Annotated in this window: 23 protein-coding genes; 10 read left to right on the forward strand and 13 right to left on the reverse strand. The window is 71.3% G+C overall.

The features are described from left to right. The 10 genes from VG296_RS13645 to VG296_RS13690 form a co-directional block, all read left to right on the forward strand. On the forward strand, positions 1 to 268 hold a 268-nt coding region (locus tag VG296_RS13645), incomplete at its 5' end, for a VOC family protein (protein WP_325566060.1). 124 nt (positions 269 to 392) lie between these two features. Continuing rightward, positions 393 to 773, forward strand: a complete 381-nt coding sequence (locus tag VG296_RS13650; protein ID WP_325566061.1) for a hypothetical protein — start codon at positions 393 to 395, stop codon at positions 771 to 773. Positions 774 to 836: 63 nt separating this feature from the next. After that, on the forward strand, positions 837 to 2,933 hold the full coding sequence (locus tag VG296_RS13655) for a HelD family protein (protein WP_325566062.1): 2,097 nt from the start codon (positions 837 to 839) through the stop codon (positions 2,931 to 2,933). Positions 2,934 to 3,077: 144 nt separating this feature from the next. Continuing rightward, on the forward strand, positions 3,078 to 4,415 hold the full coding sequence (ccrA, locus tag VG296_RS13660; RefSeq protein ID WP_414641093.1) for a crotonyl-CoA carboxylase/reductase: 1,338 nt from the start codon (positions 3,078 to 3,080) through the stop codon (positions 4,413 to 4,415). A 35-nt stretch (positions 4,416 to 4,450) separates the two neighbouring features. Continuing rightward, on the forward strand, positions 4,451 to 7,957 hold the full coding sequence (locus VG296_RS13665; RefSeq protein ID WP_325566064.1) for a hypothetical protein: 3,507 nt from the start codon (positions 4,451 to 4,453) through the stop codon (positions 7,955 to 7,957). 314 nt (positions 7,958 to 8,271) lie between these two features. Beyond that, the gene (locus VG296_RS13670; protein ID WP_325566065.1) at positions 8,272 to 9,225 is read left to right on the forward strand and encodes a cellulose-binding protein; all 954 of its coding nucleotides are present in this window, start codon (positions 8,272 to 8,274) and stop codon (positions 9,223 to 9,225) included. 153 nt (positions 9,226 to 9,378) lie between these two features. Next, a complete protein-coding gene (locus VG296_RS13675; protein WP_325566066.1) occupies positions 9,379 to 10,509 on the forward strand; it encodes an AI-2E family transporter in 1,131 nt (376 codons plus the stop codon). A 381-nt stretch (positions 10,510 to 10,890) separates the two neighbouring features. Further along, on the forward strand, positions 10,891 to 11,499 hold the full coding sequence (locus VG296_RS13680; RefSeq protein ID WP_325566067.1) for a hypothetical protein: 609 nt from the start codon (positions 10,891 to 10,893) through the stop codon (positions 11,497 to 11,499). A gap of 21 nt (positions 11,500 to 11,520) precedes the next feature. Further along, positions 11,521 to 13,008 (forward strand): WXG100 family type VII secretion target, encoded by a 1,488-nt coding sequence (locus VG296_RS13685; RefSeq protein WP_325566068.1) that lies wholly within the window; start codon positions 11,521 to 11,523, stop codon positions 13,006 to 13,008. Between the two features lie 70 nt (positions 13,009 to 13,078). Further along, entirely contained in the window at positions 13,079 to 14,563 is a 1,485-nt protein-coding gene (locus tag VG296_RS13690) for a S8 family peptidase (protein ID WP_325566069.1), read from the forward strand. Between the two features lie 292 nt (positions 14,564 to 14,855). Here VG296_RS13690 and VG296_RS13695 read toward each other — a convergent pair whose 3' ends face one another. From VG296_RS13695 to VG296_RS13755, 13 genes are all read right to left on the reverse strand, one after another. Next, positions 14,856 to 15,629, reverse strand: a complete 774-nt coding sequence (locus VG296_RS13695) for an alpha/beta hydrolase (RefSeq protein ID WP_325566070.1) — start codon at positions 15,627 to 15,629, stop codon at positions 14,856 to 14,858. A gap of 9 nt (positions 15,630 to 15,638) precedes the next feature. Continuing rightward, the gene (gene nfi / locus VG296_RS13700) at positions 15,639 to 16,322 is read right to left on the reverse strand and encodes a deoxyribonuclease V (RefSeq protein WP_325566071.1); all 684 of its coding nucleotides are present in this window, start codon (positions 16,320 to 16,322) and stop codon (positions 15,639 to 15,641) included. Positions 16,323 to 16,504: 182 nt separating this feature from the next. After that, on the reverse strand, positions 16,505 to 16,702 hold the full coding sequence (locus tag VG296_RS13705; RefSeq protein WP_325566072.1) for a hypothetical protein: 198 nt from the start codon (positions 16,700 to 16,702) through the stop codon (positions 16,505 to 16,507). An 81-nt stretch (positions 16,703 to 16,783) separates the two neighbouring features. Next, positions 16,784 to 17,455: an urease accessory protein UreD gene (locus VG296_RS13710; protein WP_325566073.1), complete on the reverse strand. Its 672-nt coding sequence runs from the start codon at positions 17,453 to 17,455 to the stop codon at positions 16,784 to 16,786. Then, on the reverse strand, positions 17,452 to 18,126 hold the full coding sequence (ureG, locus tag VG296_RS13715; protein ID WP_325566074.1) for an urease accessory protein UreG: 675 nt from the start codon (positions 18,124 to 18,126) through the stop codon (positions 17,452 to 17,454). The genes VG296_RS13710 and ureG overlap by 4 nt, the downstream gene beginning before the upstream one ends. Beyond that, the gene (locus VG296_RS13720) at positions 18,116 to 18,802 is read right to left on the reverse strand and encodes an urease accessory protein UreF (protein WP_325566075.1); all 687 of its coding nucleotides are present in this window, start codon (positions 18,800 to 18,802) and stop codon (positions 18,116 to 18,118) included. The genes ureG and VG296_RS13720 overlap by 11 nt, the downstream gene beginning before the upstream one ends. Before the next feature lie 119 nt (positions 18,803 to 18,921). Further along, the gene (locus VG296_RS13725) at positions 18,922 to 19,518 is read right to left on the reverse strand and encodes a nucleotidyltransferase family protein (protein WP_325566076.1); all 597 of its coding nucleotides are present in this window, start codon (positions 19,516 to 19,518) and stop codon (positions 18,922 to 18,924) included. Positions 19,519 to 19,523: 5 nt separating this feature from the next. After that, on the reverse strand, positions 19,524 to 21,083 hold the full coding sequence (locus VG296_RS13730) for a helix-turn-helix domain-containing protein (RefSeq protein WP_325566077.1): 1,560 nt from the start codon (positions 21,081 to 21,083) through the stop codon (positions 19,524 to 19,526). A gap of 126 nt (positions 21,084 to 21,209) precedes the next feature. Beyond that, on the reverse strand, positions 21,210 to 21,722 hold the full coding sequence (locus VG296_RS13735; protein ID WP_325566078.1) for a YcxB family protein: 513 nt from the start codon (positions 21,720 to 21,722) through the stop codon (positions 21,210 to 21,212). Between the two features lie 42 nt (positions 21,723 to 21,764). Beyond that, a complete protein-coding gene (locus tag VG296_RS13740) occupies positions 21,765 to 22,646 on the reverse strand; it encodes an XdhC/CoxI family protein (protein ID WP_325566079.1) in 882 nt (293 codons plus the stop codon). Next, positions 22,639 to 24,972, reverse strand: a complete 2,334-nt coding sequence (gene pucD / locus VG296_RS13745; protein ID WP_325566080.1) for a xanthine dehydrogenase subunit D — start codon at positions 24,970 to 24,972, stop codon at positions 22,639 to 22,641. The genes VG296_RS13740 and pucD overlap by 8 nt, the downstream gene beginning before the upstream one ends. Continuing rightward, positions 24,973 to 26,346: an 8-oxoguanine deaminase gene (locus VG296_RS13750; protein WP_325566081.1), complete on the reverse strand. Its 1,374-nt coding sequence runs from the start codon at positions 26,344 to 26,346 to the stop codon at positions 24,973 to 24,975. It abuts the gene before it with no gap. After that, positions 26,343 to 26,852 carry a (2Fe-2S)-binding protein gene (locus VG296_RS13755; protein WP_349259552.1) on the reverse strand — a complete coding sequence of 170 codons (510 nt, stop codon included), beginning with the start codon at positions 26,850 to 26,852 and terminating at the stop codon, positions 26,343 to 26,345. Before VG296_RS13755 ends, VG296_RS13750 begins: the two co-directional genes overlap by 4 nt. Positions 26,853 to 26,861 lie beyond the last annotated feature (9 nt).

Consider the following 26,861-nt stretch of genomic DNA (forward strand, 5'->3'; position numbering starts at 1 on the left):
CGGCTCGACCTACCTGCAGCTGCTCGAGCCGCTGCACGCCGAGTCGCCGATCGCCAAGTTCCTGGAGAAGAACGGCGAGGGCGTGCACCACGTGGCCTTCGGGACCGCGGACGTGGTCGCCGAGACCGCCGCCGTCACCGATACCGGCGTACGCGCGCTCTACGAGGAGCCGCGGCACGGAACCTTCGGCTCGTCGATTAACTTCCTGCACCCGAAGGACTGCCAGGGCATTCTCACTGAGCTCGTGCAGTCCCCGGCCCACGAATAACGAGCAGCCGCAGCACGGAACCTTCGGTTCATCGATGCAGCAACACCCAGCACCCCAAGGAGCAACATCCAGCACCCCAAGGACTGCCAGGGCAATCTCACGAAACTGGTACAGTCCCCGTCCCATGAGTGACGACGAACTCGCCGGGCTGGCCGGGCCGATCGGGCTCGGCCAGGGCGAGAAGGTGCCGAACCAGCTGCGGATCCTGGCGGCGCAGGAGAACCTGGGCACGCTGCGGTCGGTGCACCGGCCGACCACCTGGCTCGGCAGGATCACCGTCCGGGGCCGGTTCTTCGTTTTCGACCAGGGCGTCGTGCTCGAGCAGGGGGACGGGGCGCGGCTCATGCTGTTCCGGGTGGGCACGATGCGGATCAGGGAAATGGGCGGGATCTTCCTGCTCGCAGGGCCGCACGGGCGGGTCAAGTACGTGGCCACGCAGTGGTCCGACGGCGGGGTGCTGGCCAACGCGCTGACCGGCTGGGCGCCCACACACCCGTGGCAGTAGGCGGACCCGGGTAGACTTTCCGGTCTGGTTTCCATCCCAGTCCATTTCCGGAAGGGCCCCGAATTGCCACAGCCCGACGCCGCGTCCGCCGAGATCGAGCGCGAGCAGCTGCACGTAGACCGCGTCTACGAACGCCTCGAGGCCACCCGCGCCCGGGCCCGCGCCTACGAGGCCGAGGGGCACCTCCGCGCGCAGTTCGGGCACGAGGGCGGGCTCGTCGAACGCGACTCGATCGTCTACCAGGCGGCGATCTGGCTGCAGCGGCTCGACGCCGAGGAGGAGGGACTGGTCTTCGGCCGCCTCGACTTCGAGGACCGCGAGGTGCAGTACATCGGCCGGCTCGGCGTGCGCGACGAGGAGTACGAGCCGCTGACCGTCGACTGGCGTGCCCCGGCCGCGGCCGTGTTCTACCAGGCGACGCCGGTGGACCGGCGCGGAGTGGTGCGCCGCCGCACGATCAAGAGCGCGGGCAAGCGGGTGACCCGGCTGGACGACGACCTCCTCGCGCCGGAGAGCCCGGTGGCCGGCGAGCTGACCGTGATCGGCGACGGCGCGCTGATGGCGGCGCTGACCCGCAAGCGCGGCACGGTCATGCACGACATCGTCGCCACCATCCAGCGCGAGCAGGACCTCGCGGTGCGCTCCCCCGGCGACGGCGCGACGCTGATCACCGGCGGTCCGGGCACCGGGAAGACGGCCGTGGCCCTGCACCGCGCCGCCTACCTGCTGTTCAACGAGCGGCGGCGCTTCGAGTCGGGCGGCGTGCTGATCGTCGGTCCGTCCCGGGTGTTCACCGCGTACGTCGAGCAGGTGCTGCCCTCGCTCGGCGAGCACACGGCCGCGCTTCGCTCCCTCGGCGAGCTGCTGGACGGGGTGCACGCGACGCGGCACGACCCGGCCGCGGTCGCGGCGGTCAAGGGCGGTATCACGATGCTGTCGATCCTCGAGCGCGCGGTGCGCACCGCGCCGCCCGGGGTGCCGGAGACCTTCCGGACGACGTATCAGGGCAATGTCATCCATCTGGACCGGCGGGCGCTGGGCCGGGCGCGTTCCATCGCCCTCGGCCGCGGCAACTCGGCCGGCGGCGGCCCGCAGCCGAACGCGCAGCGCGCGCACGCCGCGACGGCGCTGCTGGAAGCCGCGTGGGAGCGGCTGCCGCGCGAACTGCGGGACCGGCGGCGGACCGAGCGCGCCCACTTCGACCGGGAGCTGCGCGACCGGAGCGAGTTCGACCTCTTCCTCGAGGAGTGGTGGCCGTACCGGAGCCCGGTCCAGGTGCTGCGCGGGCTCGCGGACGAGGCGACGCTCAAGGCCTTGGCAGGTCCGGACCTGAGCGACGAGCAGATCCGGCTGCTGAGCGCGTCCTGGCAGCACGGGGACGACGACTGGTCGGTGGAGGACGTGCCGCTGCTGGCGGAACTCGACCAGGCGCTCGGCCCGGTCCCGGTCGAGGAACGCGAGCCGGAGGACCCCTTCGCGGACAACAGCGTGCTCGAGGTCTCCTCGTGGGTGGACCGCAACGCGGCGGCCAAGGGGGACGCCACCCGCGAGACCTACGCGCACGTGATCGTGGACGAGGCCCAGGACCTCTCGCCGATGCAGTGGCGGGTGCTCGGCCGGCTCGGGCGGCGCGCGTCCTGGACCGTGGTCGGCGACCCGGTGCAGTCCGCGTGGCCGGACCCGGAGGAGTCGCGGCAGGCGATGGAGCTCGCGCTCGGCGATCAGCGGCGCTACCGGCACGAGCTGCGGACCAACTACCGGAACTCGGCCGAGATCTACGAGTACGCGGCCCGCTTCGCCAAGCGCGCGATGCCGAACGCGGACCTGCCCGAGGCGGTCCGGAAGACGGGCTTCCCGCCGGAGGAGTTCGGCGACCTCGACGCGGCCGTACAGGCCGCTCTCGACGCGGTGGAGGGCACCGTTGGCGTCATCACGACGCTCGCGGCGTACGACAGGCTGTCCGCGCGACTGAGCCCCCTGCGCGAGGCCGAACCGCGCCTCATCGTGCTGACCGACCTGGACGCGAAGGGGCTCGAGTACGACGCGGCCGTGGTGGTCGACCCGGACGCGATCGCGGGCGAGTCCCCGGCCGGTCTTCGCACGCTCTACGTCGCGCTCACCCGGGCGACGCAGCGGCTCTACGTGGTGACACGCGACTAGCCATCCGTGCAGGCGGTAAGGCTGAGGCCGCAAAAAGGTGGCCTCAGCCCCTAGCCAACGCGGACCCGGATCGGCATAGTTACCCGCAAGTAGCAACGCCGCTGCTCTAGCGACCATCCATCCGGAGGCCGACACCCCATGAGCATTGAAGAGATCCGCGCTGCCGTCCTGAGCGGCACCGCGACGCCCGAGGACTACGCCCGGCTGCCGCTGCCCGACTCGTACCGCGCGGTGACCGTGCACGCGGACGAGGTCGGCATGTTCGAGGGCCAGACCACCCGGGAGAAGGACCCGCGCAAGTCGCTGCACCTGGACGACGTGCCGCTGCCCGAGCTCGGCCCGGGCGAGGCCCTGGTCGCGGTGATGGCCAGCGCGATCAACTACAACACCGTCTGGACCTCGATCTTCGAGCCGGTGCCGACCTTCGCCTTCCTGCGCAAGTACGGCCGGCTCTCCGCGCTGACCAAGCGGCACGACCTGCCGTACCACATCATCGGCTCCGACCTGTCGGGCGTGGTGCTGCGCACCGGCGCCGGGGTGAACAAGTGGAAGCCGGGCGACGAGGTCGTGGCGCACTGCCAGTCCGTCGAGCTGGAGGACGCCGCCGGGCACAACGACACGATGCTGGACCCGGAGCAGCGCATCTGGGGCTTCGAGACCAACTTCGGCGGCCTGGCCGAGATCGCGCTGGTCAAGACGAACCAGCTGATGCCGAAGCCGGGCCACCTGACCTGGGAGGAGGCGGCGAGCCCCGGCCTGGTCAACTCGACCGCGTACCGGCAGCTGGTCTCCCGCAACGGCGCCGGGATGAAGCAGGGCGACGTCGTGCTCATCTGGGGCGCCTCCGGCGGCCTCGGCTCGTACGCCACCCAGTACGCGCTGAACGGCGGCGCGACCCCGGTCTGCGTCGTCTCCTCGCCGCAGAAGGCTGAGATCTGCCGCGCGATGGGCGCCGAGCTGATCATCGACCGGAACGCCGAGGGCTACCGGTTCTGGTCGGACCCGCACACGCAGAATCCCAAGGAGTGGCAGCGTTTCGGCGCCAGGATCCGGGAGCTGACCGGGGGTGAGGACCCGGACATCGTGTTCGAACACCCGGGCCGGGAGACCTTCGGCGCCTCGGTGTACGTGGCCAGGCGCGGCGGCACTATCGTCACCTGCGCCTCGACGAGCGGCTTCCAGCACGAGTACGACAACCGGTACCTCTGGATGAACCTGAAGCGGATCGTCGGCTCGCACTTCGCGAACTACCGGGAGGCCTGGGAGGCGAACCGGCTGATCCAGAAGGGGATGATCCACCCCACGCTCTCCCGCAGCTACACCCTCGAGAACGCCGGCCAGGCGGCCTTCGACGTCCATCGCAATCTGCATCAGGGCAAAGTCGGGGTACTGTGTCTTGCACCGGGCGAGGGACTCGGCGTCCGTGACGCCGCGTTGCGCGATCGTCACCGGAGCGAGATCGATCGCTTCCGAGACGTCTAGAGCCGGAGCCCGGTCATCTGACACCATAGGCACTCATGGGATACGGGCGCGTGGACGAACGGACCTCGTACGGTTCACGCCCCCACCATGCCTATTCCGGCAACGGCGGGTACCCGGAGAACTACCCCGGGCAGCCCGGCATGCCGCCGCAGGCCCCGCCGCCGCAGCAGGAGCAGCTGAGCTACAACCGCTACGAGGTGGACGCGCACCTCGACGAGATCGAGGCAGAGCTCACCCGGCTGCGGGAGGAGCGGGACGAGGCGGTCAACCACGCCGAGGACCTGGCCTACCAGATCGAGGTGCTGCGCTCGAAGCTGCACGAGTTCCGGCGCGGCCTGCACCCGCAGTTCAACAACATCTCCGGCCGGGTCGACCAGATGATGCGCAACGCGCAGCAGCAGGCCGACCAGCTGCGCGCGCAGGCCCAGCAGGAGGCGCAGCGGCTGCACTCCGAGGTGGCCGAGCGCCGGGCGCTGCTCGAGACGGAGCTCGCCGAGCGCAGGCAGGGCGTCGAGGCGCAGGTCAACGAGTCGGTCGCGTGGGCCGAGCGGGTGCGCAGCGAGGCCGACCAGCTGCGGCACCGGGCCATCGAGGAGGCCAGGGCGCAGGCGGCCGAGGAGATCAGGGCCCTGCGTGAGCAGGCGCAGGCCGAGGTGATGCGGGCGCAGGAGTTCGCCAACCAGATCAGGGCCCAGGCACAGGCCGAGGTCGACGCGGGCCTCGCCGAGGCGCGCAAGCGGGTGTCCGACGGCGAGCAGCGGGCGGTGGCGCTGCAGGAGGCCGCGGCGAAGCAGAACGCCTCCGCGTCCACCAGCGCGCAGAAGCTGTTGACGATGGCTCAGACCGAGGCCACCCGGGTGCAGGCGGAGGCCGAGGAGGTCGCCTCCCAGCTGCGCGCCGCCGCCGACCAGGCCGCGGTGAATCTCAAGGCGGAGTCGACCGCGGAGGCGCGCCGGCAGATCGACGAGGCGACCGCCGAAGCGGCCCGGATAAGGGCCATGGTTCAGGCCGAGACCACCGAGCTGCGTGAGACTACTGAGACGAACGCGGCTCGGTTGCGTGAGTACACAGACAGCGAGTCCACCCGGCGGCTCGCGGTGGCGGATCAGGACGCTGCGAGGGCGCGGGCCGAAGCCGAGGCGCGCGCCGCGGAGCTCACCGCCGAGGCGAACGCGACGGCGCTCGCGGTGCGCGAGAGGGCGCGCGCGGAGGCCGAGCACACCACCCAGAACGCCACCGCGGTCGGGGCCCGGCTGCGCACCGAGGCCGAGCAGGCCGCCGCGAAGCTCCGCGCCGCGGCCGAGGAGCAGGCCCGGTTGATCGGCGCCGAGGCCGCGTCGCAGGCCGCGACGACGCGCGAGACCGCGGACCTGGCCGCGGCCGAGCGCGAGGAGCAGGCCGCGCGGGCGTTGGCCGACGCGGCGGCCGAGGCCGAGCGCGCCATCGCCGAGGCCCGCGCGTCGGCGCAGGCGCTGAGCGACGACGCCGCCGCGGATCTGGAGCACCGGCAGAACGAGACCGCGCGGCTGCGCGAGGAGGCCGGGCAGCTGCACACCGACGCGCAGCGGCTGCAGGGCGAGGCCGCGGGCCTGCACGAGGAGGCCTCGGGCGCGCACGGCGTGGCCACCGCCGCGGCGAAGGAGATCACCGACCAGGCGTCGGCCGAGGCGACCGCGCGGCTCGAGGCGGCGCGGGCGGAGGCCGAGCGGCTCGTCAACGAGTCGACCGAGGCGGCCGAGTCGCTGCGGGTCACCACCCAGACGGCGGCCGACAAGCTGGCCGCGGAGTCCACCGCCAAGGCGACGAAGCTGGTCGAAGAGGCGAGCGCCGCCGCGGAGAAGGCCATAGAGGACGCCCGGGCGGCGGCGAACACGCTGCGCTCGGAGGCCGAGGCCGACGCGGCCAAGCAGCGTCGGGACGCCGCCGAGGAAGCCGACAAGATCCGCACGGACACCGAGGCCGGCGCGGAGACCATGCGCGACGCCGCGCGCAAGGAGGTCGCGGCGCTCCGCGCGAAGAACGAGGAGCAGATCGCGGCCAAGACGGCCGAGGCCGAGCGCACGGCGACCGAGAAGCTCGCCGAGGCGCAGCGCTCCGCCGACGCGCTCAAGCAGACCGCGGTGGCCGAGGGCGACACCCTGCGCGAGGCCGCGAAGGCGGAGGCCGCGCGGCTGCGCGAGCAGGCCGAGGCGGACGCGGGGTCGATCCGGGCCCGCGCCGAAGGGATGATCTCCTCCGCGCAGCAGGAGGCCGCGACGGTCAAGGCCGAGGCGGAGACCGCCGCGCTGACACTGAAGCAGCAGGCTGACAAGGCGCTCGCCGACGCCCGCGCGGACGGCGAGCGTTCGCTGGGCGAGGCCAGGACCGAGGCGCAGCGGCTGCGCGAGGAGGCGGCGGCCGAGACCAAGGCGCTGCGGGACAAGGCGGACGCGGACACCACCGCGCTGCGCGAGCGGACCGACGCCGAGACGGCCGAGCAGCGCGCCAAGGCCGCCGAGGACGCGCGGCGGATGCGGGACGAGGCCAAGGCCGAGGCGACCCGGCTGCGCGAGGACGCCATGTCGGTCGCCGCCAAGGCCAAGGTCGACGCGGAGAAGCTCACCAAGGACACGATCCGGGAGAACGCGGAGGCCATCCAGGCCGCGCGGGACGAGGTGGGCAGGATCCGGGCCAGTGCGGACGGCGTGCTGGAGAACGCCAAGAAGCAGGCCGAGGAGAAGCTCGAGGACGCCCGTCGGCGCGCCGAGAAGGCCGTGGACGACGCGAGCGCCGCCGCCGAGCAGTCCCGCAAGCAGGCCATGGAGAAGCTCACCAGGGCCGGCAGCGAGGCGGACGAACTGGTCGTCACCGCGCGTCAGGAGGCTGCGAAGATCGCCGCGGGCGCCGCGGCGAACGCGGAGAACTCCAGGGCCGAGGCGCGCTCCGCGGCGGACAAGATCACCGCCGACGCGCGCGCGGAGGTGGACCGGATCCGGGCGGGCGCCGAGGGCATCACGGACAAGGCGCAGGCGGACGCGACCAAGCTGCTCACCGACACCCGGGCGCAGGCCGAGCGGCTCGGCTCGGACGCGAGCGCGCAGGCCGACCGGACCACCGGGGACGCCAGGAAGAAGGCCGCCGACACGCTGCAGACCGCGGCGCGGCAGGCGGACGAGCTCGTCGCGCAGGCGCGCCGGGAGCTCGAGGACGCGCGCAAGGAGGCGGCCAAGACGCTCGCCGAGGCGCACGCGGGCGCGGACAAGCTGCGCAACACCGTCGCCGACCAGGTGGCGACCGCGCAGCGGGAGGCGCAGCGGCTGCGGCAGGAGGCCGCGGCCGAGACCTCCGCGCTCAAGGCCTCGGCGGAGAAGGCCGCCGACGCCATGGTGGCCAAGGCCAGGACCGAGGCCGACAAGTCCAAGGCCGAGGCGCAGCGCGACGTCGACGCCATGATCCGGCGCCGGGACGCGATCACCGACGAGATGGCCCGGGTGCAGGGCGTGCTGGACGCGCTCACCGGTCCGCTGCCCGGGTTCTCGGCCGACACACCGAAGAAGCAGTAGCGTCGCGAGCCTGCTGGGACGGAGGACGCGCACGTGTATCGCGAACGTGTAACAGTACGAAGGACCGGGAGGTCGATGGGTTCCACTGAGTCGACCGACAGATAATGTGATGACGCTGCGGCGCCACTCCTCCAGGTGGGATGCCGACGCGAATCCGCTCGACGCGTACACACCAGGCTCGGAATCGTGACAGGATTGCCCGAGACCTCCCACGACGTACGCCGCTAGACCAGACACTGTGCCGACAGCCGTACCGCCGGGCCAGCCGAAAGATTCGACCTACCCTCGACGGTCAAGTCAGAGACGGAAAGTAGATGAGCGAGACCACCTCTCCCCTCGGCCTCGAAGTCGTTCGCAGGGGCTACGACGTCGCCCAGACGAACGAGCGTGTCACGAAGCTGACCACGGAGCGAGACACCGCGCACACGCGGGTGTCGGCGCTGGAGAAGCGGATCGAGGAGCTCCACCTGGAGAACCAGTCCGTGCAGGCCCAGCTGTCCGACTCCGAACCCTCCTACGCCGGTCTCGGCGCCCGGGTCGAGAAGATCCTGCGCCTGGCCGAGGAGGAGGCGAAGGACCTTCGCGAGGAGGCCCGCCGCGCCGCCGACCAGCACCGCGAGCTGGCCGAGCAGGCCGCCGCGCAGGTGCGCACCGACGCCGAGAACTACGGCAAGGAAGTCCGTGCCAAGGCCGAGGCCGAGGGCGTGCGGACGAACGAGCGCGCCAAGGAGGAGGCGAACCAGACCCGCGCGGACGCGGCCAAGGACGCCGCCGCCAAGCGGGCCGAGGCCGAGGCGCACTACGAGGAGATCCGGGCGTCGGCCGCGGCCGCCGCGACCGACTTCGAGACCAAGCTCGCCAAGCGGCGCGAGCAGTCCGAGCGCGACCTGGCTGCGCGTCAGGCCAAGGCCGAGAAGCACCTGGCCGAGGTCGAGACCCGCAGCGAGCAGATCCGCCTCGAGGCCGAGAAGATGCGCACCGACGCCGAGCGCCGCGCGCGTCAGACCATTGAGACCGCGCAGCGCCAGGCGGACGACATCATCGCCGACGCCCGGGCCAAGACCGACCGGATCCGCTCGGAGGCCGAGCGCGAGCTGGCGGCCCTGACGCACCGCCGCGACTCGATCAACGCCCAGCTGCACAACGTGCGCGAGATGCTCGCCACGCTCACCGGCGGCGCCGCGGGCGGCGCCCTGGCCGGCCTGATGGGCGGCGGCGTCGGCACCGACGACAACGCCGACGACTCCGTTCCGGCGCAGTCCCGGTAGGCTCACGCGGTCGTCGATCCCGGCGGTTCGGTTCGACCGTACGACTGCGAGGATCCCCTGGGTGGACGCGTCCGCCCAGGGGATCCTCGTCGTTCCCGGGTCGGCCACCCCGCTCCCGCCCCGCCCGGCTTCTCCCCTTTATGCTCTTGAACCATGGAGGAGGCCGAGACCCAGCAGGCGACGCGGAGCACGAGCGCGGCTCCCGCCGCGGTGACCGCCCCGGCCGAGCCTCCGTCCCCCCGGCGGCGCGGGCTGCCCTTCCGCCGCTCGCACCCGTACTACATAGGGTTCGTCGGCGGCCTCGGCGTCATCGTCTGCTACTACCTGGCCCAGGCCCTGCTCGTCGTCACCACCGAGCTGATCCTGATCCTCATCGCGCTGCTGATCGCCGTCGGGCTGAACCCGCTCGTCGAGAAGCTCACCGCCCGCGGCATGCGGCGCGGCTTCGCGGTGCTGATCGTCGCGGGCGGCGGGCTGCTGCTGATCGCCGCGTTCATCACCGCGATCGCGCAGCCGCTGGCCACCCAGACCAGCGGCCTGATCGGCTCGATGCCGCAGCGGCTCGAGAACCTGGAGCGCAACGGCACGATCGCCAACCTGGACCAGCGCTACAACGTCGTCGGTCGGCTGCAGACGATGTTCTCCGGGGCGGACACGGCGCAGGTGATCGCGGGCAGCATCCTGGGCTTCGGCGAGTTCCTCATCACCTCGATCTTCGAGACCTTCACGGTGCTCGTGATGACGATCTACTTCCTCAGCTCCCTGCCGGCCATCCGCACCGCGACGCTGCGCTTCGTCCCCGCGTCGCGCCGCTCGCGCGTGGCGCTGCTGTCCGAGGGCGTGCTGGACCGGATGGGCGGCTACGTCTCCGGCGCCGCCACCGTCGCCGCGCTCGCCGGTCTCGCCGCGTTCCTGATGCTGGGCGTGCTCCAGGTGGAGTTCCTGCTGCCGCTCGCCCTGCTGATCGCGCTCACGGACCTGATCCCCTTGGTGGGCGCGACGATCGGCGCCCTCGTCGTGACCATCATCGTGTTCCTCGACTCCCCCGCGAAGGCGCTGGCCGCGGCCGTGTTCTTCGTCGTCTACCAGCAGTTCGAGAACTTCGTCATCTACCCGCGGGTGATGTCCCGCTCGGTCGACGTGCCGCCGATGGTCGCGGTGATAGCGGCCCTGATCGGCGCCGCGCTGCTCGGCGTCGTCGGCGCGCTGCTCGCGATCCCGCTGGCCGCCGGCGCGATATATCTTTTCCGCGAGGTTGTCCAGCCGCGTCAGGACTCGATGTAGCCCGCACGCCCGTGACGTGGCCGAAGAGCGCGCGACGGCCGAGGGTAAAGCGGATTAAAAGGCTGTTTCAGACCCAGGTAATGAACCCTCCCGGCTTCTTTCGGGCCCGCGCCTGTGATTAGGTAAGGACCGGTGGGGCTGAAACGACGCCGCAGTCGAGTGCGGCGCAGCCCGCGTGCCTCGGGATGGCGACCTCGGCCTGCCCGGCGGATGTGCTCAGGCACCCGCGGGGCAGGCCGCGCTGTTCGGAGCCGCTCGGAAAGCGCACGCAGCGAAGAGTCCTGCCATAGGCGGCTGCCCGGCGCGCTGCGGATTCGCTACAGTGGAGAGAAATAAGGGCGACGTGAACGCAGGCTGCGCGGGGAAGGCGGGGCGGGAACCATGAGCGGAGCGGGGTCAGCCTACGCGGCAGAGATCGGTGCTTTGCAGGCGTACCAGAAACAGATCCTCACCACGCTGGACGGGCTGATGGCCGGGAACGCGGCCCTGCTGGCCGTGGAGGCGGTGACCTCGACCTTCGGCGGGGTGGGGGCCAACAACGGCCTCGGCACCTTCGACGAGGCCTCCCAGCTCAGCACCACGTACAACAACGTGATGCAGACCATGATGACCAACTTCAAGGAGATCACCGAGCTGGTCACGGCGATGTCGAACGCCCTCGGCAAGAGCGCGTCGAGCTACCTGGAGACCGAGCAGAAGATCACGGACTCCTTCAACAATATCGTGAAGAAGTACGAGGCCCAGTCCGGCGGATTCTCCACCCCCGGCAGCTCGACCTCGACCGCGCCGGCCCCCGCGTACGGCCAGTCCGGCACCGGCAACGCGTACTACACGGCCACCACCGCGAGCACGCCGAGCACGTCCACCACGACGACGCAGACGCAGACCTCGACGACGTCGAACACCCCGTCGAGCACCGGCACCAACTCGGGCTCGATCTCGCAGGACAACAACGCGAACTCGTCCAACAACACCAGTAGTGAAGAGTAGGCCTGGGGGAGGCAGCAGATCATGACCGACTACGGCTCCATGTCCCACCAGCAGCTGTACGACTTCGTCCAATCCGGATCCGCCGGCGACGTCGAGAGCGCCGCGACCCTGAACGCCAACCACGCCAAATCGGTGACCGAGGCGACGGACGACCTGCAGAAGACGCTGACCAACATCCAGTCCTCCTGGTCCGGCGCGGCCGCCGACCAGTTCAGCCAGCAGGCCATGGCCCTCGTCCAGCAGATGCAGCAGCACGCGCAGACCGCGGACAACACCCACACCTGGATGAACTACGCGGGCCAATCCCTCGGCTGGGCCCAGCAGAACATCCCGAGCCCGCCCAGCCAGGCCGAGCAGGACCTCGCCGCCATCAACAGCAACCCCGTCTCGGAATGGGGCCTCGGCGTCCTGACCGACGGAGCCTCGTACCTCGCCTCCAAGGCGGCCACGGACGACATCACCAAGAAGAAGGCCGCCGCGACCTCGGTGATGACGCAGCTGGCATCGGCGTACAGCACGGCGAATTCGCATCTGACCGCGAGCCATGACCCGATCGACGGCGGCTCTGACGGCAACAACGGCAGCGGAACCGACCCCAACGGCAACAAGACCGGCAACGGTAGTTCGTCGAACGGATCGGGAGGCGGCGGTTCCGGCGCCGCCATGATCATGCCGATGCCCATGGCCATGCCGATGAGCAACTCCGGTAGTGGGAGCGAGGGCGCCAGCGCGCGAATATCGACCGGAAGCTACGGGACCGGCTCGAGTTCCTCGGGCAGCGGTAGCGGAATCTCGGGCTCAGGCGTGACCGACACTCATCTGCCCACGTCGACGGTTACCTCGGGCATGGGCGACCTGCCCACGTCGGGCGTCCCCAACACCACGCCTAACAGCGTCACCAACTTCGGCAGTGGGAACACAGGCGGCAGTGGGTACACCGGCGGCGGGATTCCCGGCATGGGCAGTCCAGGCGGCGTGAGCGAATTCGGCGGCGGCGGCGGTGGCGGTGGCACGGCCGGACTGACCGAGGGCGAAGGCGGGGTCGGCGGCTCAAGCCGATTCGGCTCCGGAAAGCTCGGCGGCTTGGGCGGCGGCAGCCTCAGCGAGAAGGGCGCGGGCGGCTTCGGCTCGACCGGCCTCGGGGGCGGAGGAGGCGCAGGCGGCTACGGCGGCAGCGGCGCTGGACGCAACTCCGCTCTCAGCGGCGGTACCGGCACCGGCGAACTCGGCCAGGAAGCCGGAGGCACCGGCACCGGCACGCAGACCGGTTCGGGCACGGACTCGGCCGCCGGGACGAGCGCCGCCGCCGCGGCCGGTGAGGCTGAAGGCGCGAACTCCAGCCAGAACAACATGATGGGCGGCGGCATGGGCGGAATGGGCCGCGGCGGCGGGGGCGGCGGTGGCCAGGGCGAACGCGGCGGTCGCGCCAGTTGGCTCAAGGAAGACCCGGACTACTGGTACGGCGACAAGATGAAGGACGCCGCTCCGCCCGGAGGCGTCATCGAATAGCGCGTCGCGCTAGCCTGGTCCGGGTATGGCATGGGCGACATTGACGTACTGGGGCGCAGGGGAGCAGCGGATGCAGCGGGAACAGCGGTTGAGCCGGAAGGTTCGTGGGCGGGCGCTCGCGCTCGGTGGAGCGCTCGCCTTGGCGTTCGCGGGTTCCGGCACGGCATTCGCCAGTACGCAGAACCCCATCGCGGCCAAGGAATGGGCGCTCAACACGCTGAACGTGACCGCGGTTCGCCAGCAGTTTCAGGCACACGGTGCGGGCGTGCTCGTCGCGGTGATCGACTCCGGAGTCGACGCGAATCAGCCGGACCTCAAGGGCCGCCTCGTCGATGGCGTGAACCTGGTCGATCCGAGCAGCCCAGCCTCGGACTACAGCGACACGACCAGCGATTCACACGGCACGTCTGTCGCGACCGTCATCGCCGGTATTCCGCACACCGACACCAGCGGGAACTCCTACGGCATGATCGGATTGGCGGATCAGGCCAAGATCATGCCTATCAAGGTGGTCGAGGGTACCGGAGCGAGCGACTCGTCGATCATCGCCGGGGTCGAATATGCCGTCAGCCACGGCGCTCAGGTCATCAGCATCTCGCTTGGCGGTGCAGGTAGCGATCCGAGCTTGACGAGCGCCATCAACGGAGCCCTCGCTCATGGTGTGGTGGTCGTCGTCGGCGCTGGCAACGACGCGAAGAGTGGCAACGCCTCGAACGACCTCGCGACTGTGCCCGGGGTGATCGATGTCGGGGGCGTCGACTCGAACGGGCAGAAATACTCGTTCAGCCACTACGGTCCCGATGTCGACGTCGCGGCTCCGGCCAACGACATCGAGGTCGGCTTGGCCAACGGGCAATACGGCGAGGTGTCGGGGACGTCGCAGGCGACACCTTGGGTCTCGGGCGAGGCGGCGCTGTTGATTGCGGCGCATCCCACGTGGACGTCGGGGCAGATCGTGGCGGCGGTCATCGACAACACGATGCAGACCGCGGGCGGGCAGACGAAGGCAGGGCAGCGGGTCGACGACAACGTCGGGTACGGAGTGATCGACCCGGTGGCGGCGCTCGGGGCGTCGGAGCCGGCGAGCACGACGAATCCGTTGGGCGGACCGGCGATCACCGGTAAGCCGGGCGCGTCGGCGTCTGCGTCGACGGGCTCGACTGCTACGGGCGGGTCTACGACCGGCACCACGACGCCGACGGCGTCGAGCAAGAGTTCTTCGAAGGCGCCGCTGTACATCGGGATCGCGGTGGCGGTGGTCGTGGTGATCGCGCTGCTGATCTTCCTGCTCACGCGCGGCAGCCGGAACCGCGGTGGGAAGGGTGGTCCCGGCGGAGGCGCGAGTGGTGGGGGCGGTGGTGGCGGCGGGAACGCGTACTACCCGCAGCAGACGCCGCAGGGCGGGCAGTACGGTCAGCAGTCGCCGCAGCAGCCGAATCCGCAGCAGCAGCCGAATCCGTACCAGCAGCCGCAGCAGGGCGGATATCCGCCGCCGCAGGGCGGGTACGGGCAGCAGCCGGGTCCGGGGCAGCAGAACCCGTATTCGGGGCAGTAAGAGGAAGCGATCGAGGTCGGTGCCGCTCACGGGCAACAAGCCGTGGGCGGCACCGTCGTCATTGGATGGGTGCACGTATCCCTGGGCGCGGGTGTTCTTGGGCGCGGGCCGTCTTGGACGCCGGTCGCCTTAGGCGCAAGTCGCCTTGGGCGCGGGCGTTCTTGGGCGCAGATCTCCTTAAGCGAAGGTCGCCTTGAGCGCAGGCCGCCTTGGACGCCGGTCGTCTTGGGCGCAGATCCCCGTCCGGAGACGGCCCTTTTGGGGCGGGTCTTGTGCCCTGCTACCTACCTACCTACGCGCTGTACTTCTCCGCCGGGCCGAAGCGGCCGTCGTATTCGGCGGGGAGCGGGGCGGCGGGCGGGTTCACGGTGCGGACGATCTCGTCGAGGACGATCCGCACGTACTTCTCCCCCACCCACAGGTGCTTGGCGCCGTCGACGGCGATGAGGTCGCAGCCGCGGGCCTTGGCCGCCGGGGTGAGGAGCGCGGCGAAGCGCTCGCGGGCGGCCGGCGGCTTGAGGTAGTCGTCGTGCTCGGGGACGAGGATCTTGACCGGCTTGCCGGAGTCGGCCCAGCGCTCGATGTCCGCCTCGCCGGCTCGGTGCAACGGCGGGGAGAGCAGGATGGCGCCGCTGATCTGCGGTTCGCAGCCGTAGCACAGGGCGAGCTCGGTGCCGAAGGACCAGCCGACGAGCCAGGGGTTCGGCAGCTCCCGGTGATCCACGAAGTCGATCGCGGCGGCCACGTCGTACTGTTCGGCCACGCCGTCGCCGAACGTGCCCTCGCTGGTGCCGCGCGCCGAGCTGGTGCCGCGCGTGTTGAAGCGCAGGACCGCGAGGTCGGCGAGGGCGGGCAGGCGCCAGGCGGCCTTGCGGTAGACGTGGCTGTCCATCATCCCCGCATGCGTGGGCAGCGGGTGCAGGGTGACGAGCGTGGCCACCGGCGGCCGCCCCTCCGGCGGCAGCGCGAGTTCGCCGACGAGGGTCAGGCCGTCAGCGGTCTTGAGCTCGATGTCCTCGCGGAGCGCGGGCAGGATGCTGTGGGCGGTGATCTCGGTGCTCGTCACCCGTCCAGGTTAGTTCACCGTTCCGGCTGCCAGCGCACGGCGGGAGGCCTGGTCCGACTGACGCGTGGTTTCCGGCAGCCGGTATTTGGGCGCCAGCCGCAGGGCCAGATCGGTCGCGGCGTCGAGCGAGATGTGGTGGCCGACGGAGACGAAGACGGGCTTGATGTTGGGCTGAGTGCGCAGAACTCGGCCGATGACCTCGTCTTCGTCGACGAGGTCCGATCGGTCGCCGCGTGCTTGCCCCGGTTCGTCGAACGTGCCGATGAACGTGGTCTTCGCTACGCCGAACGTCGGCACGTCCGTGAGCACGCCGAGGTGGCAGGCAAGGCCGAAACGGCGCGGATGGGCCAGGCCATAGCCATCGCAGACCAGCAGATCCGGCACGCACGTGAGCTTGTCGAGCGCGTCCACCAGTGCCGGAATCTCTCGGAAGGCGAGCAGGCCGGGTACGTACGGAAAGTCGACCGAGCGCAGCGCGGTGGCCGTCTCGACGACCTCGAGGGTCGTGGCATCGAGTACGGTCACCGCACCGGCGACGCGGGACTCGTCCACCGCGTACGCGACATCGAGCCCTGCGATCCAGCGCAACGGCTCCGGCGCCGGGCCCTCGGCCCGCACCAGCGGCCGAAGCCGGTCCTGCTCGGCGATCGCCTCGGCCTCGGTCGCGGGTACGGAAAACGGTTCGAGCTTCACGGTTCGGCAGCCTACGCGGCTACGCGTCGAGCGCCGACGCGGCGGCGACGGTGCCGGCCGGAAGCCGCGTGCCGTGCTCGGTCGTCGCAGCGTGGGCTCCACGGCCGCGTCGAGCCCTAGCCGCTGCCCCCGCGTCACGAACACCTCCGACTGCCCCGGCTGCGTCCGCAGCGCCCGCCCGATCACCTTGCCATCGTCCACGGGGTCCCTCGAAGACGTCGCCGGTCTTCCGGTCGATGCCGACGGCCGTCGCCGCGCCACTGCTCGGCCTTCTGGGCGACGGTGTCCACGTCCTTCTCGGCGTTCGCCTTCATATCGGTGGCGATCTTGGAGATCTCGTCGGCCTTCGCGGCGTCGGCCTCGGTGGAGCGCCTGAGCAAGCTCTCGAGCTTCTCCCGGCTGTCCCCGTAGAGCTTCTCGACCGCGTTGCCCGAGTGTGCCAGAACACGAATCCGTAGGGCTCAGCCGGGGAAGGTGTGCGCCAGGTCCGGGAGGCCGCCGCCCGAGAAGGAGAGGCGGATCGTGGGCCGGGTCTCGCCCTTGCCGAATTCGGCGGTGAGGGCGACGCGGCGGTAGCCGGCCGTGCCGGCGGGGCCGAGGGAGCCGGGGTAGCGGGGGCCGACGGCGAATTCGTGGTCGAAGACGACGCGGCCGACGCGGGTGATGCGGATGCGCGAGCGAACGGAACCGGTCTCCTCGCCCTCGCGGCCGAGCACGACGTCCTCGCGCCAGATCAGCTCGGCGTCCTCGGCGAGGTCGAGGTTGGCGTGCACGGCGTGGTTCGCGCCGCGGACGGCGATCAGCGGCTCGGGGGCCCAGTCGAGGCGGGCGCCCGGGCCGACCTTGACCTCGAAGGCGAGGGTGGACTGGGCGCCGCCGGGTCCGGGCAGCGCGAGGGCGGCGGCGATGCTGCGGACCTCGACCTTCGCGCCCGCGCCTACGTCGAACCGGTACGCCAGGTCGTCGCCGCCGATCGGGCCCGCGGTGCCGCCGACGAGGTGGATCCGGGCCGTGTCGAGGCCGTCCGGGTGCGCGGCGCGGCGCATCAGCAGCGGGGTCTCGCCGGCCAGCGTGACGAGGCTGGTCGTGCCGTCCTCCTGGGCGCGGGCGACGATGCGGGCGCGGGCCTTCACGCGGCGGCCGGCGCTCTGTGCTCTGCGATCAGTTTCCTGATCCAGTCGGCGACGGCCGGGGCGCCGGGGTGCTCGCTGAGCGAGGTGAACAGCGTGGGCAGCGGCATTTCCCTGGCCACGCCGCCGGGTCCGGTGGCGCGCCGGGCCGCGGCGTCCCTGCGCATCACCTCGAGGTCGGCGGGCACGTGCGGCGCCAGGTCGGTCTTGTTGACCACCAGCAGGTCGGCGGAGGTGATTCCGGGGCCGCCCTTGCGCGGCAGCCGCTCTCCCCCGGCGACGTCGATCACGAAGATCTGCCGGTCGATCAGGCCGGTGCTGAAGGTCGTGCCGAGGCTGTCTCCACCGCTCTCGATCAGCACCAGGTCCAGTGGATCGAACGCCGCCTCGAGCGCCTCGACCGCCTCCAGGTTGGCCGCTATGTCCTCGCGGATCGCGGTGTGCGGACTGCATCCGGTCTGTACGGCGGTGATCCGCTCGGGCCCGAGGACGCCGTGGGCCAGCAGGAGTTTCGCGTCGTCCTCCGTATGGCCGTCATTCGTGACGACGGCGATCGACAGCTCCGCGCGCAGGGTCCGGCACAGGGCCGCGACCAGCGAGGTCTTACCGGAGCCGACCGGGCCGCCGATGCCTATCCGCAGCGTGCCGCGCGAATCAGGGGTCTTAGGATGCAAAGAGCCGCACCTCCCACGTGGTGTGGACCTCCGCGGCCAGGTCGAGCAGCGGGGAGCCGAGCGCCGGCAGCATGCTGAAGTCGTTCCTGAGCTGGGCCATCCTGGCCAGCGTCAAGGCCTTGGCGGCGGTCCGGTCGGCGGCCGGGGCCAGCTTCGCGAGCAGGCCGGAAACCTCGTCGGGGTTGAGACCGAGCAGCCGGATCGCCGCGTTGGCCGGGACGGAGAGCGTGCCCTGCACCGAGCACAGCGCCGCGTCCTCCGCCGGAAGCCCGGCCGCCGCGCAGACCACGCCGAGCGCGAGCGGCTGGTGCGGGCCGTCGGCGGTCAGCGGCGCGAGCAGGTTGAGGCGCGGCACGGGCCAGGTCGCGCGGGCCGTGCGCAGCAACTGCCTGCCGAGCCGCCGTGACGTGAGCCGCAGCGTCGGGGCGAGCAGGCGTACGTCGTACTCGTGGTCGATCGTTTCAAGGGTCGCCGCGTCGTCACATTGGCAGGCCGCGGCGGCGAAGGACGCGGCGACCAGAGCGGCCGAATTCAGACGTCCGGTCAGGAATTCGTGAAGAGAAGCGGTGTCGCGCACTCGGCCCGCCGCGGCGGCGGATTCGAGGCCGCCGGAATGTGCGTGTGCGCCTGCCGGGAATCTCGAGTCGGCGAGCAGAAGCAGCGCGGATCGGGTCATCTGAAAGTAGGGCATCGTTTGGTAGGTAGACGGCGTTGCTGTCCTTCATATCAGCTTTGGTACGGCCGTGCAGCAGGTGCCAGAGAACGTTTTCCGCCACGCGGCGGATCGGCCGGGGCTCAACCTCGCGCGCCGAGGTCCTCCGGCCGGTCGAGGTCGCGCGGGTCGGCGACGGCTTCGCAGGGTACGAGGGTGATCTCGTCGCGGTGGGCCTGCAGGTATGCCCGTGCACCGACGTCGCCGGTGAGTGTCGGGCGGAGTTCGGCCCAGTGCGCACGGCCGATGAGCACGGGGTGACCACGCCTGCCTCCGTATGCCGCGGCAACGAGGATCGATTCGTTATCCGACTCGTGCTGCGCGCCGAGCACGGCGGCAACTGCCTCAGCGGTGATGTCGGGCTGGTCGACAAGCAGCACGAGCGCGGCGGACGCGTCCGGGGCCGCGCGCTCGACCGCATCCAGGCCCGCGCGCAGCGAGACGCCCATGCCGTCGGCCCACTCCTCGCTCACGGCGACGAACGCTCCGGCGGCCTCCGCGTACGACGCGGCCTGCTCGATCTCCGCGCCGAGCACCGCGCACACTTGATCGCAGCCCCCTGCGAAGGCCGTCCGGACGGCGCGCGAGATCAGCGGCTCGCCGCGGTAGTCCAGGATCGCCTTCGGTCCGCCCATCCGGCTTCCGCCGCCGGCCGCGAGCACGATGCCCACCACGCTCATCCGCCTCACCGGGCCCGCAGCGCGAGAAACAGGTCCACTTGGTCCTCCAGCGTGGTCGGGTCGCGTCCGGTCAGCTCGGCGATCCGGGCGATCCGGTATCGCAGGGTATTGACGTGGATGTGCAGTTGCGCGGCACACCGGCTCCAGGATCCCGAACACTGCAGGAACACGTCGAGGGTCTCCTCGAGCGCGGCGTGGTGCCGTTCGTCGTGCGCGCGCAACGGGCCGAGCAGCCGGTTGACGTAGCCGGCGCGCAGTTCGTCGGGGACGTGCGCGAGCAGCGCCTGATGCGTGGCCAGGTCGGTGTGTCCGGCGACGTGCAGCCGGTCCGGGCCGCGCGCGGCGAGTCCGAGGGCGTATCCCGCCTCGCGCACGGCGGCGGACAGCCCGGTCGCGGTGGTCACCAGATCGCTGACGCCGACGTGGACCCGGTCCAGGCCGAGTGCGGGCGCGACGGCTTTGAGCCGCGCGGTCAGCCGCTCCACCGCGTCCCCGTCGCTCCGCGGCTCGCCGATGATCCCGACCGCGCGCCCGTCCGGCAGTTCGGCTCCGGGCAGCGGCTTCGTGCCCTGCGGGTCGTCGATCAGGGCCCGCAGCACGCGGACGGCCCGGTTGTTGCCCTCGACCGTCAGCACCACGACGCGCAGCCCGTCCACCGCGGAGAGCCCGACCGGCCGCAGCCGCGCCACGATCTCGGCGACCGGCCCCTCCCGCGCCGCCAGCTGCGCGAGTTCCCGGCCGAGCTGGCGCAGCGGCTCGCGGGCCTCGGCGAGCCACTGCCGTTCCGCGCTGAGCAGGCGCGCGGCGCCGCGGGCCACGTCGCGCCGCTGCGGCGGCCAGTTGCGCGAGTCGCCCTCGAAGACCACGTACCAGTCGTCCACCGGCATCGACGAATCGCCGCTGACCGTGAAGACGCTGTAGCTCTCGCCGCGATACTCGACCCGCCGCTCCGGCTGCCCGGCCGTGCGCAGCGACTCGCGGGTGATGACGTGCACCAGCTGCGGCACGACGGACGTGCCCGGCTCGACCAGCACGTCCCCCGCCGCGCTGATCAACAGCCCTTCGAGCCCTGACTCGGCGGAGATCAGCTCGAGGATCCCGCTCACGCCGCGCCCGGCGCCCGCGCCGAGCAGCCTGCGGTGCCGGGCCAGCAGCTCGCCGGTGTCGTGCGCGCGCAGCTCGGAGGTGCGGCGGGAGAACCACTCGCTCAGCTCAGCGAAGGAGAGCCGTCCGGGTACATGCAGCAGCGGCACGTTGTGCCGGGCGCAGGACGCGACAAGGTCGGGTGGGAGCGCCTCGTCGGTCGTGTCGCCCGCCGCGATGGCCGCCGCGTGGCCCTCGGCGACGGCGGTGACGAAGCGTTCGCTGGCGGCCGCGGCGTCCCCTTCGCCCTGCGCCGTGCGCCAGAGCAGCCCGGTGACGACGAGTTCCCCGCCGCGCAGGTAGCGGTTCGGCTCGGGCAGGTCGGTGACCATGATCGACCGCACCTCCCGGTCCAGCCCGGTACGCCCGGTCACCATGAGAAGACCGAGCTCGGCGCTGTCGACCAGATCACGCAGCCGCATAGTGCGGATACGGTACCGCGCCCGCGCCGCGGGCAGCGTGGACGAAGTGCGGATCGGCCTGAGGGTGCAGTGCGTGTGGGGCGCGGAGCGCGGACCGCGATCGGCGCGGATCGCTGCCCGCGCGGCTCAGCGCTTGCGCTGCTTGTACGACTTCCCCGACCATTCGCGCAGCGCGGCCGTGAAGTGTTCGGCCTGGTCCTCGGGCACGGCCTGCTTGGGGATGACGAAGCCCTCGGACTTCTTCCCCGCCATGATCACCCACGCGCCCGGCTGGTCGAGCACGCTGCGCACCTTGCCCCAGCTGTACCCCTTCGCGGTGCCCGAGCCGCCGTACCGGATCCCGTCCTCGGCGAGCTTCACCCGCGCCACCCCGGCCAGCCGCGCGGCGTCGGCCCGCATCTTGCGCGGCAGGTGCACCAGCGCGTAGACCAGCATGACCAGCGCGTAGAGCCCGAGCAGCGCCGCCGGCATCCACATCTTGGGCCGGTCGCCCTGCAGATAGAACGCGAGGCACACGCCCCCGCACACCACCATCAGGGCCGCGGTGTACAGACTGTTCTTCCGCTCGGACCGCAGTCCCAGCGCATCGGTCACGTCGTCCGCGCCCAGCTCGAACTCGACGGTTATGGGTTCAGCCACGAGCAGCAATCCTAGGGTGCGGTGTCAAGCGATGGGTGGACGTCATTCGCTCCGGACGACGTTGTGGTGGATCGGGCCGTCGGTCTCGTGGAGGGGGCGGCCGGTGCCGCCGCGGGAGGCGGCGATGATCTCGGCGAGGATGGAGACGGCGACCTCTTCGGGGGTTCGGGCGCCGAGGTCGAGGCCGATCGGGGAGCGGAGGCGGGCGAGGGCCTCCGGGGGGACGCCGAGGGCTTCGAGGCGGGCCACGCGGTGGGCGCAGGTGTGACGGGAGCCGATGGCGCCGACGTAGGCGACCGGCATGCACAGGGCTTCGCGCAGGACGGGGACGTCGAAGCGCTCGTCATGGGTGAGCACGCAGATGGCCGTGCGCGGGTCGGTCGGGGTCTCGACGAGGTACTTGTGCGGCCAGCTGACGACGACTTCGTCGGCCCACGGGTAGCGGTCGCGGGTGGCGAAGATGGGGCGGGCGTCGCAGACGGTGACGTGGTAGCCGAGCAGCTTGCCCATCTTGACGAGGGCGTCGGCGAAGGCCACGGCGCCGAAGATGAGCAGGCGCGGCGGATCGGTGGGCTCGGTCATCGGTCGGCCTTCCAGGCGCGGGTCGACGCGGCGCGCCTCGACGGTGATCTCGCCGCCGCAGACGAGGTTGGGGGCCAGGTCATCGTCATCGTCCGTTTCCGCGTACGTCTCGCGGAGCGGGGTCGGGTCGTCCGCGCTGCCCAGGACACGAAGGCAGAGGTCGTATACGGCGGCGTCCACACAGCCTCCGGAGACGCTGCCGACGACCTGCCCGCTGCCGTCCACGGCGAGCGCGGGGCCGACGTCGCGCGGGGTGCTGCCGTGCACGGACACGATGCTGGCCAGGGCGTAGGGGTGGCCGGCGGTGTGCCAGGCCTCGATGTGGTCGGTGAGGTCAGACATCGTCATCCCCCAGCGCGATCTGGTCGGGCCGCAAGGGGATCCGATTCAGCGGCCGGCCGCAGGCGTCGCGGACGGCGGCGACGATCGCGGGGGTCGAGGACAGCGTCGGAGGCTCGCCGGCGCCGCGCAGGCCGTACGGGGCATTGGGGTCGGCGAATTCGAGGATGCGCATGTTGAGCGGCGGCATGTCGAGGATCGTCGGGATCAGATAGTCCGTGAACGACGGGTTGCGCACGAGGCCGTCGCGGGTCTGGATCTCTTCCATCAGCGCGAGGCCGAGGCCCTGCGCGGTGCCGCCCTGGATCTGGCCCTCCAGGGAAAGTCGGTTGAGGATCTTGCCGACGTCCTGGACCACGTCCATCTGCACGACGTGGACCAGACCGAGCTCGACGTCCACGTCGACGACGGCGCGGTGCGCGGCCATCGCGAACTGGACGTGCGAATCGCCCTGGCCGGTCACCGGATCGAGCGGGTTCGTGCGGCGGTGGTGGAACTCGCGGGTGGCCTCGACGACGTCGGTGCCGAGTACGTCGCTGAGCTTGGCCAGCGTCCGATCGCCGAGCACGAGGGCGCCTTCGGCGAGGTGGATGTCGGACCAGGATTCGTCCGCGGCCAGGAGCGAAGGAAGCCTGTGCCGCGCGAGTTCGAGGACTTCCATCCGGACGGCTTCGCAGGCCGTCTTGACCGCGCCGCCGGTCATGTACGACTGGCGGGACGCGGAGGAGGAACCCGCCGAGCCGACCTGCGTGTCCGCGGGCAGCACCACGGCGTGCTCGACCCCGAGTTCGGTGCGCGCGATCTGCGCCTGCAGCGTGACCAGGCCCTGACCGACCTCGGCCGCCGCGGTGTGCACGGACGCGATCGGTTCGCCGCCGGAGATCTCCAGGAGCACGCGCGCGGTGGAGAAGTCGTCGAAGCCCTCGGAGTAGCAGATGTTCTTGATGCCGACGCCATAGCCGACACCGCGTCGCACGCCCTCGCCCCTGGTCGTGTTGCCGTAGCCGCCAGGTGGCAGTTCCCTGCGACCGCCCTTCCCCGGCGCGGGCGGCATCGGCATGGTCACGAGTGCCTCGAGGATTTCGCGCAAGGGGGCGGGGCCCTCGATCCGCTGCCCGGTGGGGAGGATCGAGCCCTCTTTGACGGCGTTGACGCGGCGGATCTCGACGGGGCTCATGCCCAGTTCGGCGGCCAGCGCGTCCATCTGCGACTCGTAGGCGAAGCAGGCCTGGACGGCCCCGAAGCCCCGCATCGCCCCACACGGCGGATTGTTCGTATAAAGGCCGTACGCCTCGATCAGCACATCGGAGCATTCGTATGGTCCGATGCCGAGCGAGGCCGCGTTGCCGACAACCGCCTCCGTGGTCGAGGCGTACGCGCCGCCGTCGAGCAGGATCTCGACCTTCGCGAACACCAGCCGGCCCTCCGCGTCGGCGCCGTGCGTGTATTTCATCACCGCCGGGTGCCGGTGTACGTGCCCGAAGAAGGATTCCTTGCGGTCGTAGACCATCTTGACCGGGCGGTGCGTACGCAGCGCCAGCATCGAGGCGTGGATCTGCATCGACAGGTCCTCGCGTCCACCGAACGCGCCGCCGACGCCCGCGAGCGTGAGCCGCACCTTCTCGGGCGGCAGCGCGAGGCAGGGCGCCATCTGCTCCTGGTCGACGTGCAGCCACTGCGTGGCGATGTGCAGGTCGACGCCGCCGTCCTCAGCCGGGATGGCGAGTCCTGATTCGGGGCCGAGGAAGGCCTGGTCCTGCATGCCGACCTCGTACTCGCGGGTAACGACGACGGCCGCGCGGCCTCGAACGTCCTCGGCGTCCGGATCGCCGTGCCGAACCGGCTGGTAGCGCACGATGTTGTTCCCGCGGTCCGCGTGCACCCGCGGGGAGCCCGGGTCGAACGCGGCGCGGTGCATGTCGGAGACCGGCTCGAGGACTTCGTACTCGACGGCGATCAGCTTGCAGGCGCGCCGGGCCGTGTCCAGGTCGTCGGCGGCGACGATGGCGACCGGCTCGCCGTGGTAGCGCACCTCGTCGGTCGCGAGGACCGGGCAGTCGTCCACGATCAGGCCGTACGTCTTCTTGCCGGGGACATCGCCGCTGGTGAGCACGGCGTGGACTCCGGCCATCTCGGCCGCCGCCGCGGTGTCGACGCGCAGGATCCTGGCGCGCGGGTGCGGGCTGCGCAGGGTCGCGCCGTAGAGCATGCCCTCGACCCACAGGTCGGAGGAGTACGCGAACTCACCGGTGACCTTGAGCACGCCGTCGGGGCGAACCGGGCTCCCGCCGACGCCCCTGTTCACAGCAGTGGAAGCGGTGACGGTCATTCAGCCCGCCTCCATCATCCGCAGGTGCGCGGCCCTGGCCTCGCGCGCGAGTTCGGCGGAATCCACGGTCCGCAGCTCGCCGTCCTCGACCACGACCTCGCCGTTCACGGTCAGCAGCTTGAGCGGCGCGGGCGGGCCGAAGACGAGGGCCGCCACCGGATCGGTGATGTCCGCGTGGCCGAGGCCGTCCAGCTTCCACAGCGCGATGTCGGCGAAGCGGCCCGGAGTCAGCGAGCCGATCTCGTCCTGGCGACCGAGCACCCGGGCACCACCGGCCGTGGCCAGCCGCAGCGCCGTTCGGGCGTCGATCGAGCGGTCGGCCGCGCCGGTGAGCGCCCGTAGTCGCGATACGTAGACAGCCTGGCGCAGCTCCTCGACGAGCATTCCGGATTCCTGCGAGGCGGCGCCGTCCACGCCGAGGCCGACCGGCACGCCCGCGTTCAGCAGGGTCTTGATCGGCGCGAGGCCGGCCCCCAGTCGGCCATTCGAGCTAGGGCAGTGCGCCAGGCCGGTGGCGGTAGCGGCCATTCGGGCGATCGCCGCGTCGTCGAGGTGCACGCCGTGCGCGAACCAGACGTCCGCACCCATCCAGCCGAGCGATTCGACGTACTCCGCAGGAGTGACCCCGAACTGCTCGCGGCAGTAATCGTCCTCATCGACGGTCTCGGCCAGGTGCGTGTGCAGCCGGACGCCGAGGTCCCGCGCGAGTTCGGCGGACTGCTTCATCAGCTCGCCCGTCACCGAGAAGGGTGAACAGGGCGCGAGCGCGATCCGGGTCAGCGAGCCGGGCGAGGGGTCGTGATACCGGTCGACGGCGTCCTTGCTCGCGCTGAGGATCTCGTCCAGGTCCTCGACGACCGAGTCCGGCGGCAATCCGCCGGCCGACTCGCCGAGATCCATCGAGCCGCGCGTCGCGTCCAGCCGCACGCCCACCGCGCGCGCGGCCATGATCGTCGCGCCGAGCAGGTCGCCGGAGCCGCGCGGGAACAGGTAGTGGTGGTCGGACGACGTGCTGCAACCGCTGAGCGCCAGCCAGCCGAGCCCGGCGCCGGCCGCCGCGTACACCGCGGGTTCGTCGATCCGGGCCCAGCGCGGATAGAGCTCGACGAGCCACTCGAAGAGGGTCGCGTCCTGGGCGAGGCCGCGGAAGATCCACTGATAGAGGTGGTGGTGTGAGTTTACGAGCCCGGGGGTGGCAAGGCACCCACTACCGTCCACCACCCGGGCTCCATCGTGCCAGCGGACCGGGGCAGCTCCGGGGCCCACCTGCACGATTCTGCCGTCGGAGACCACCACGTAACCGACGGCATACTCGGAACCACGCTCGTCCACGGTAGCGACGGCGCAGTTCTCGATAACGAGGGTCCCGCTCATCCGCTTGCCCCCACCGGCGGCTGTGGAACGGTCGGGTGGGCGAGCGCCGCGCGAACGGCGTCGATCACCTTCTCGTATCCGGTGCAGCGGCACAGGTTCCCGGCCAGCGCTTCACGGACCTCTTCGTCATCGAGGTTTATGATTGTACGACCTCGGACCCGGTATTGGAGGTCACGGACCGCCATCAAAAATCCCGGGGTGCAGAAGCCGCACTGCACCGCGCCCGCCGCGACGAAAGCCTGCTGCACGAGACTGAGTCCTTCCTCGTCGGCCAGCCCCTCGACCGTCGTCACCGAGGCGCCCGCGGCTTGGCCCGCGGCGACGAGGCACGAACAAACCGGCGTGCCGTCGAGAAAAACCGTGCACGAACCGCACTCGCCTTGTTCGCACGCGTTCTTCGCGCCGGGCAGCCCGAAGTGGTCGCGCAGCGCGTTCAGCAGCGAGGCGTACGGCGGCACGTCGGTCGCCACGCAGGTCCGGCCGTTGATCGTCAGCTGAAGTCGCATCCCGGCAGT

Origin of the sequence: Actinospica sp., assembly GCF_035552695.1 — a bacterium.
Lineage (GTDB): Bacteria > Actinomycetota > Actinomycetes > Streptomycetales > Catenulisporaceae > Actinospica.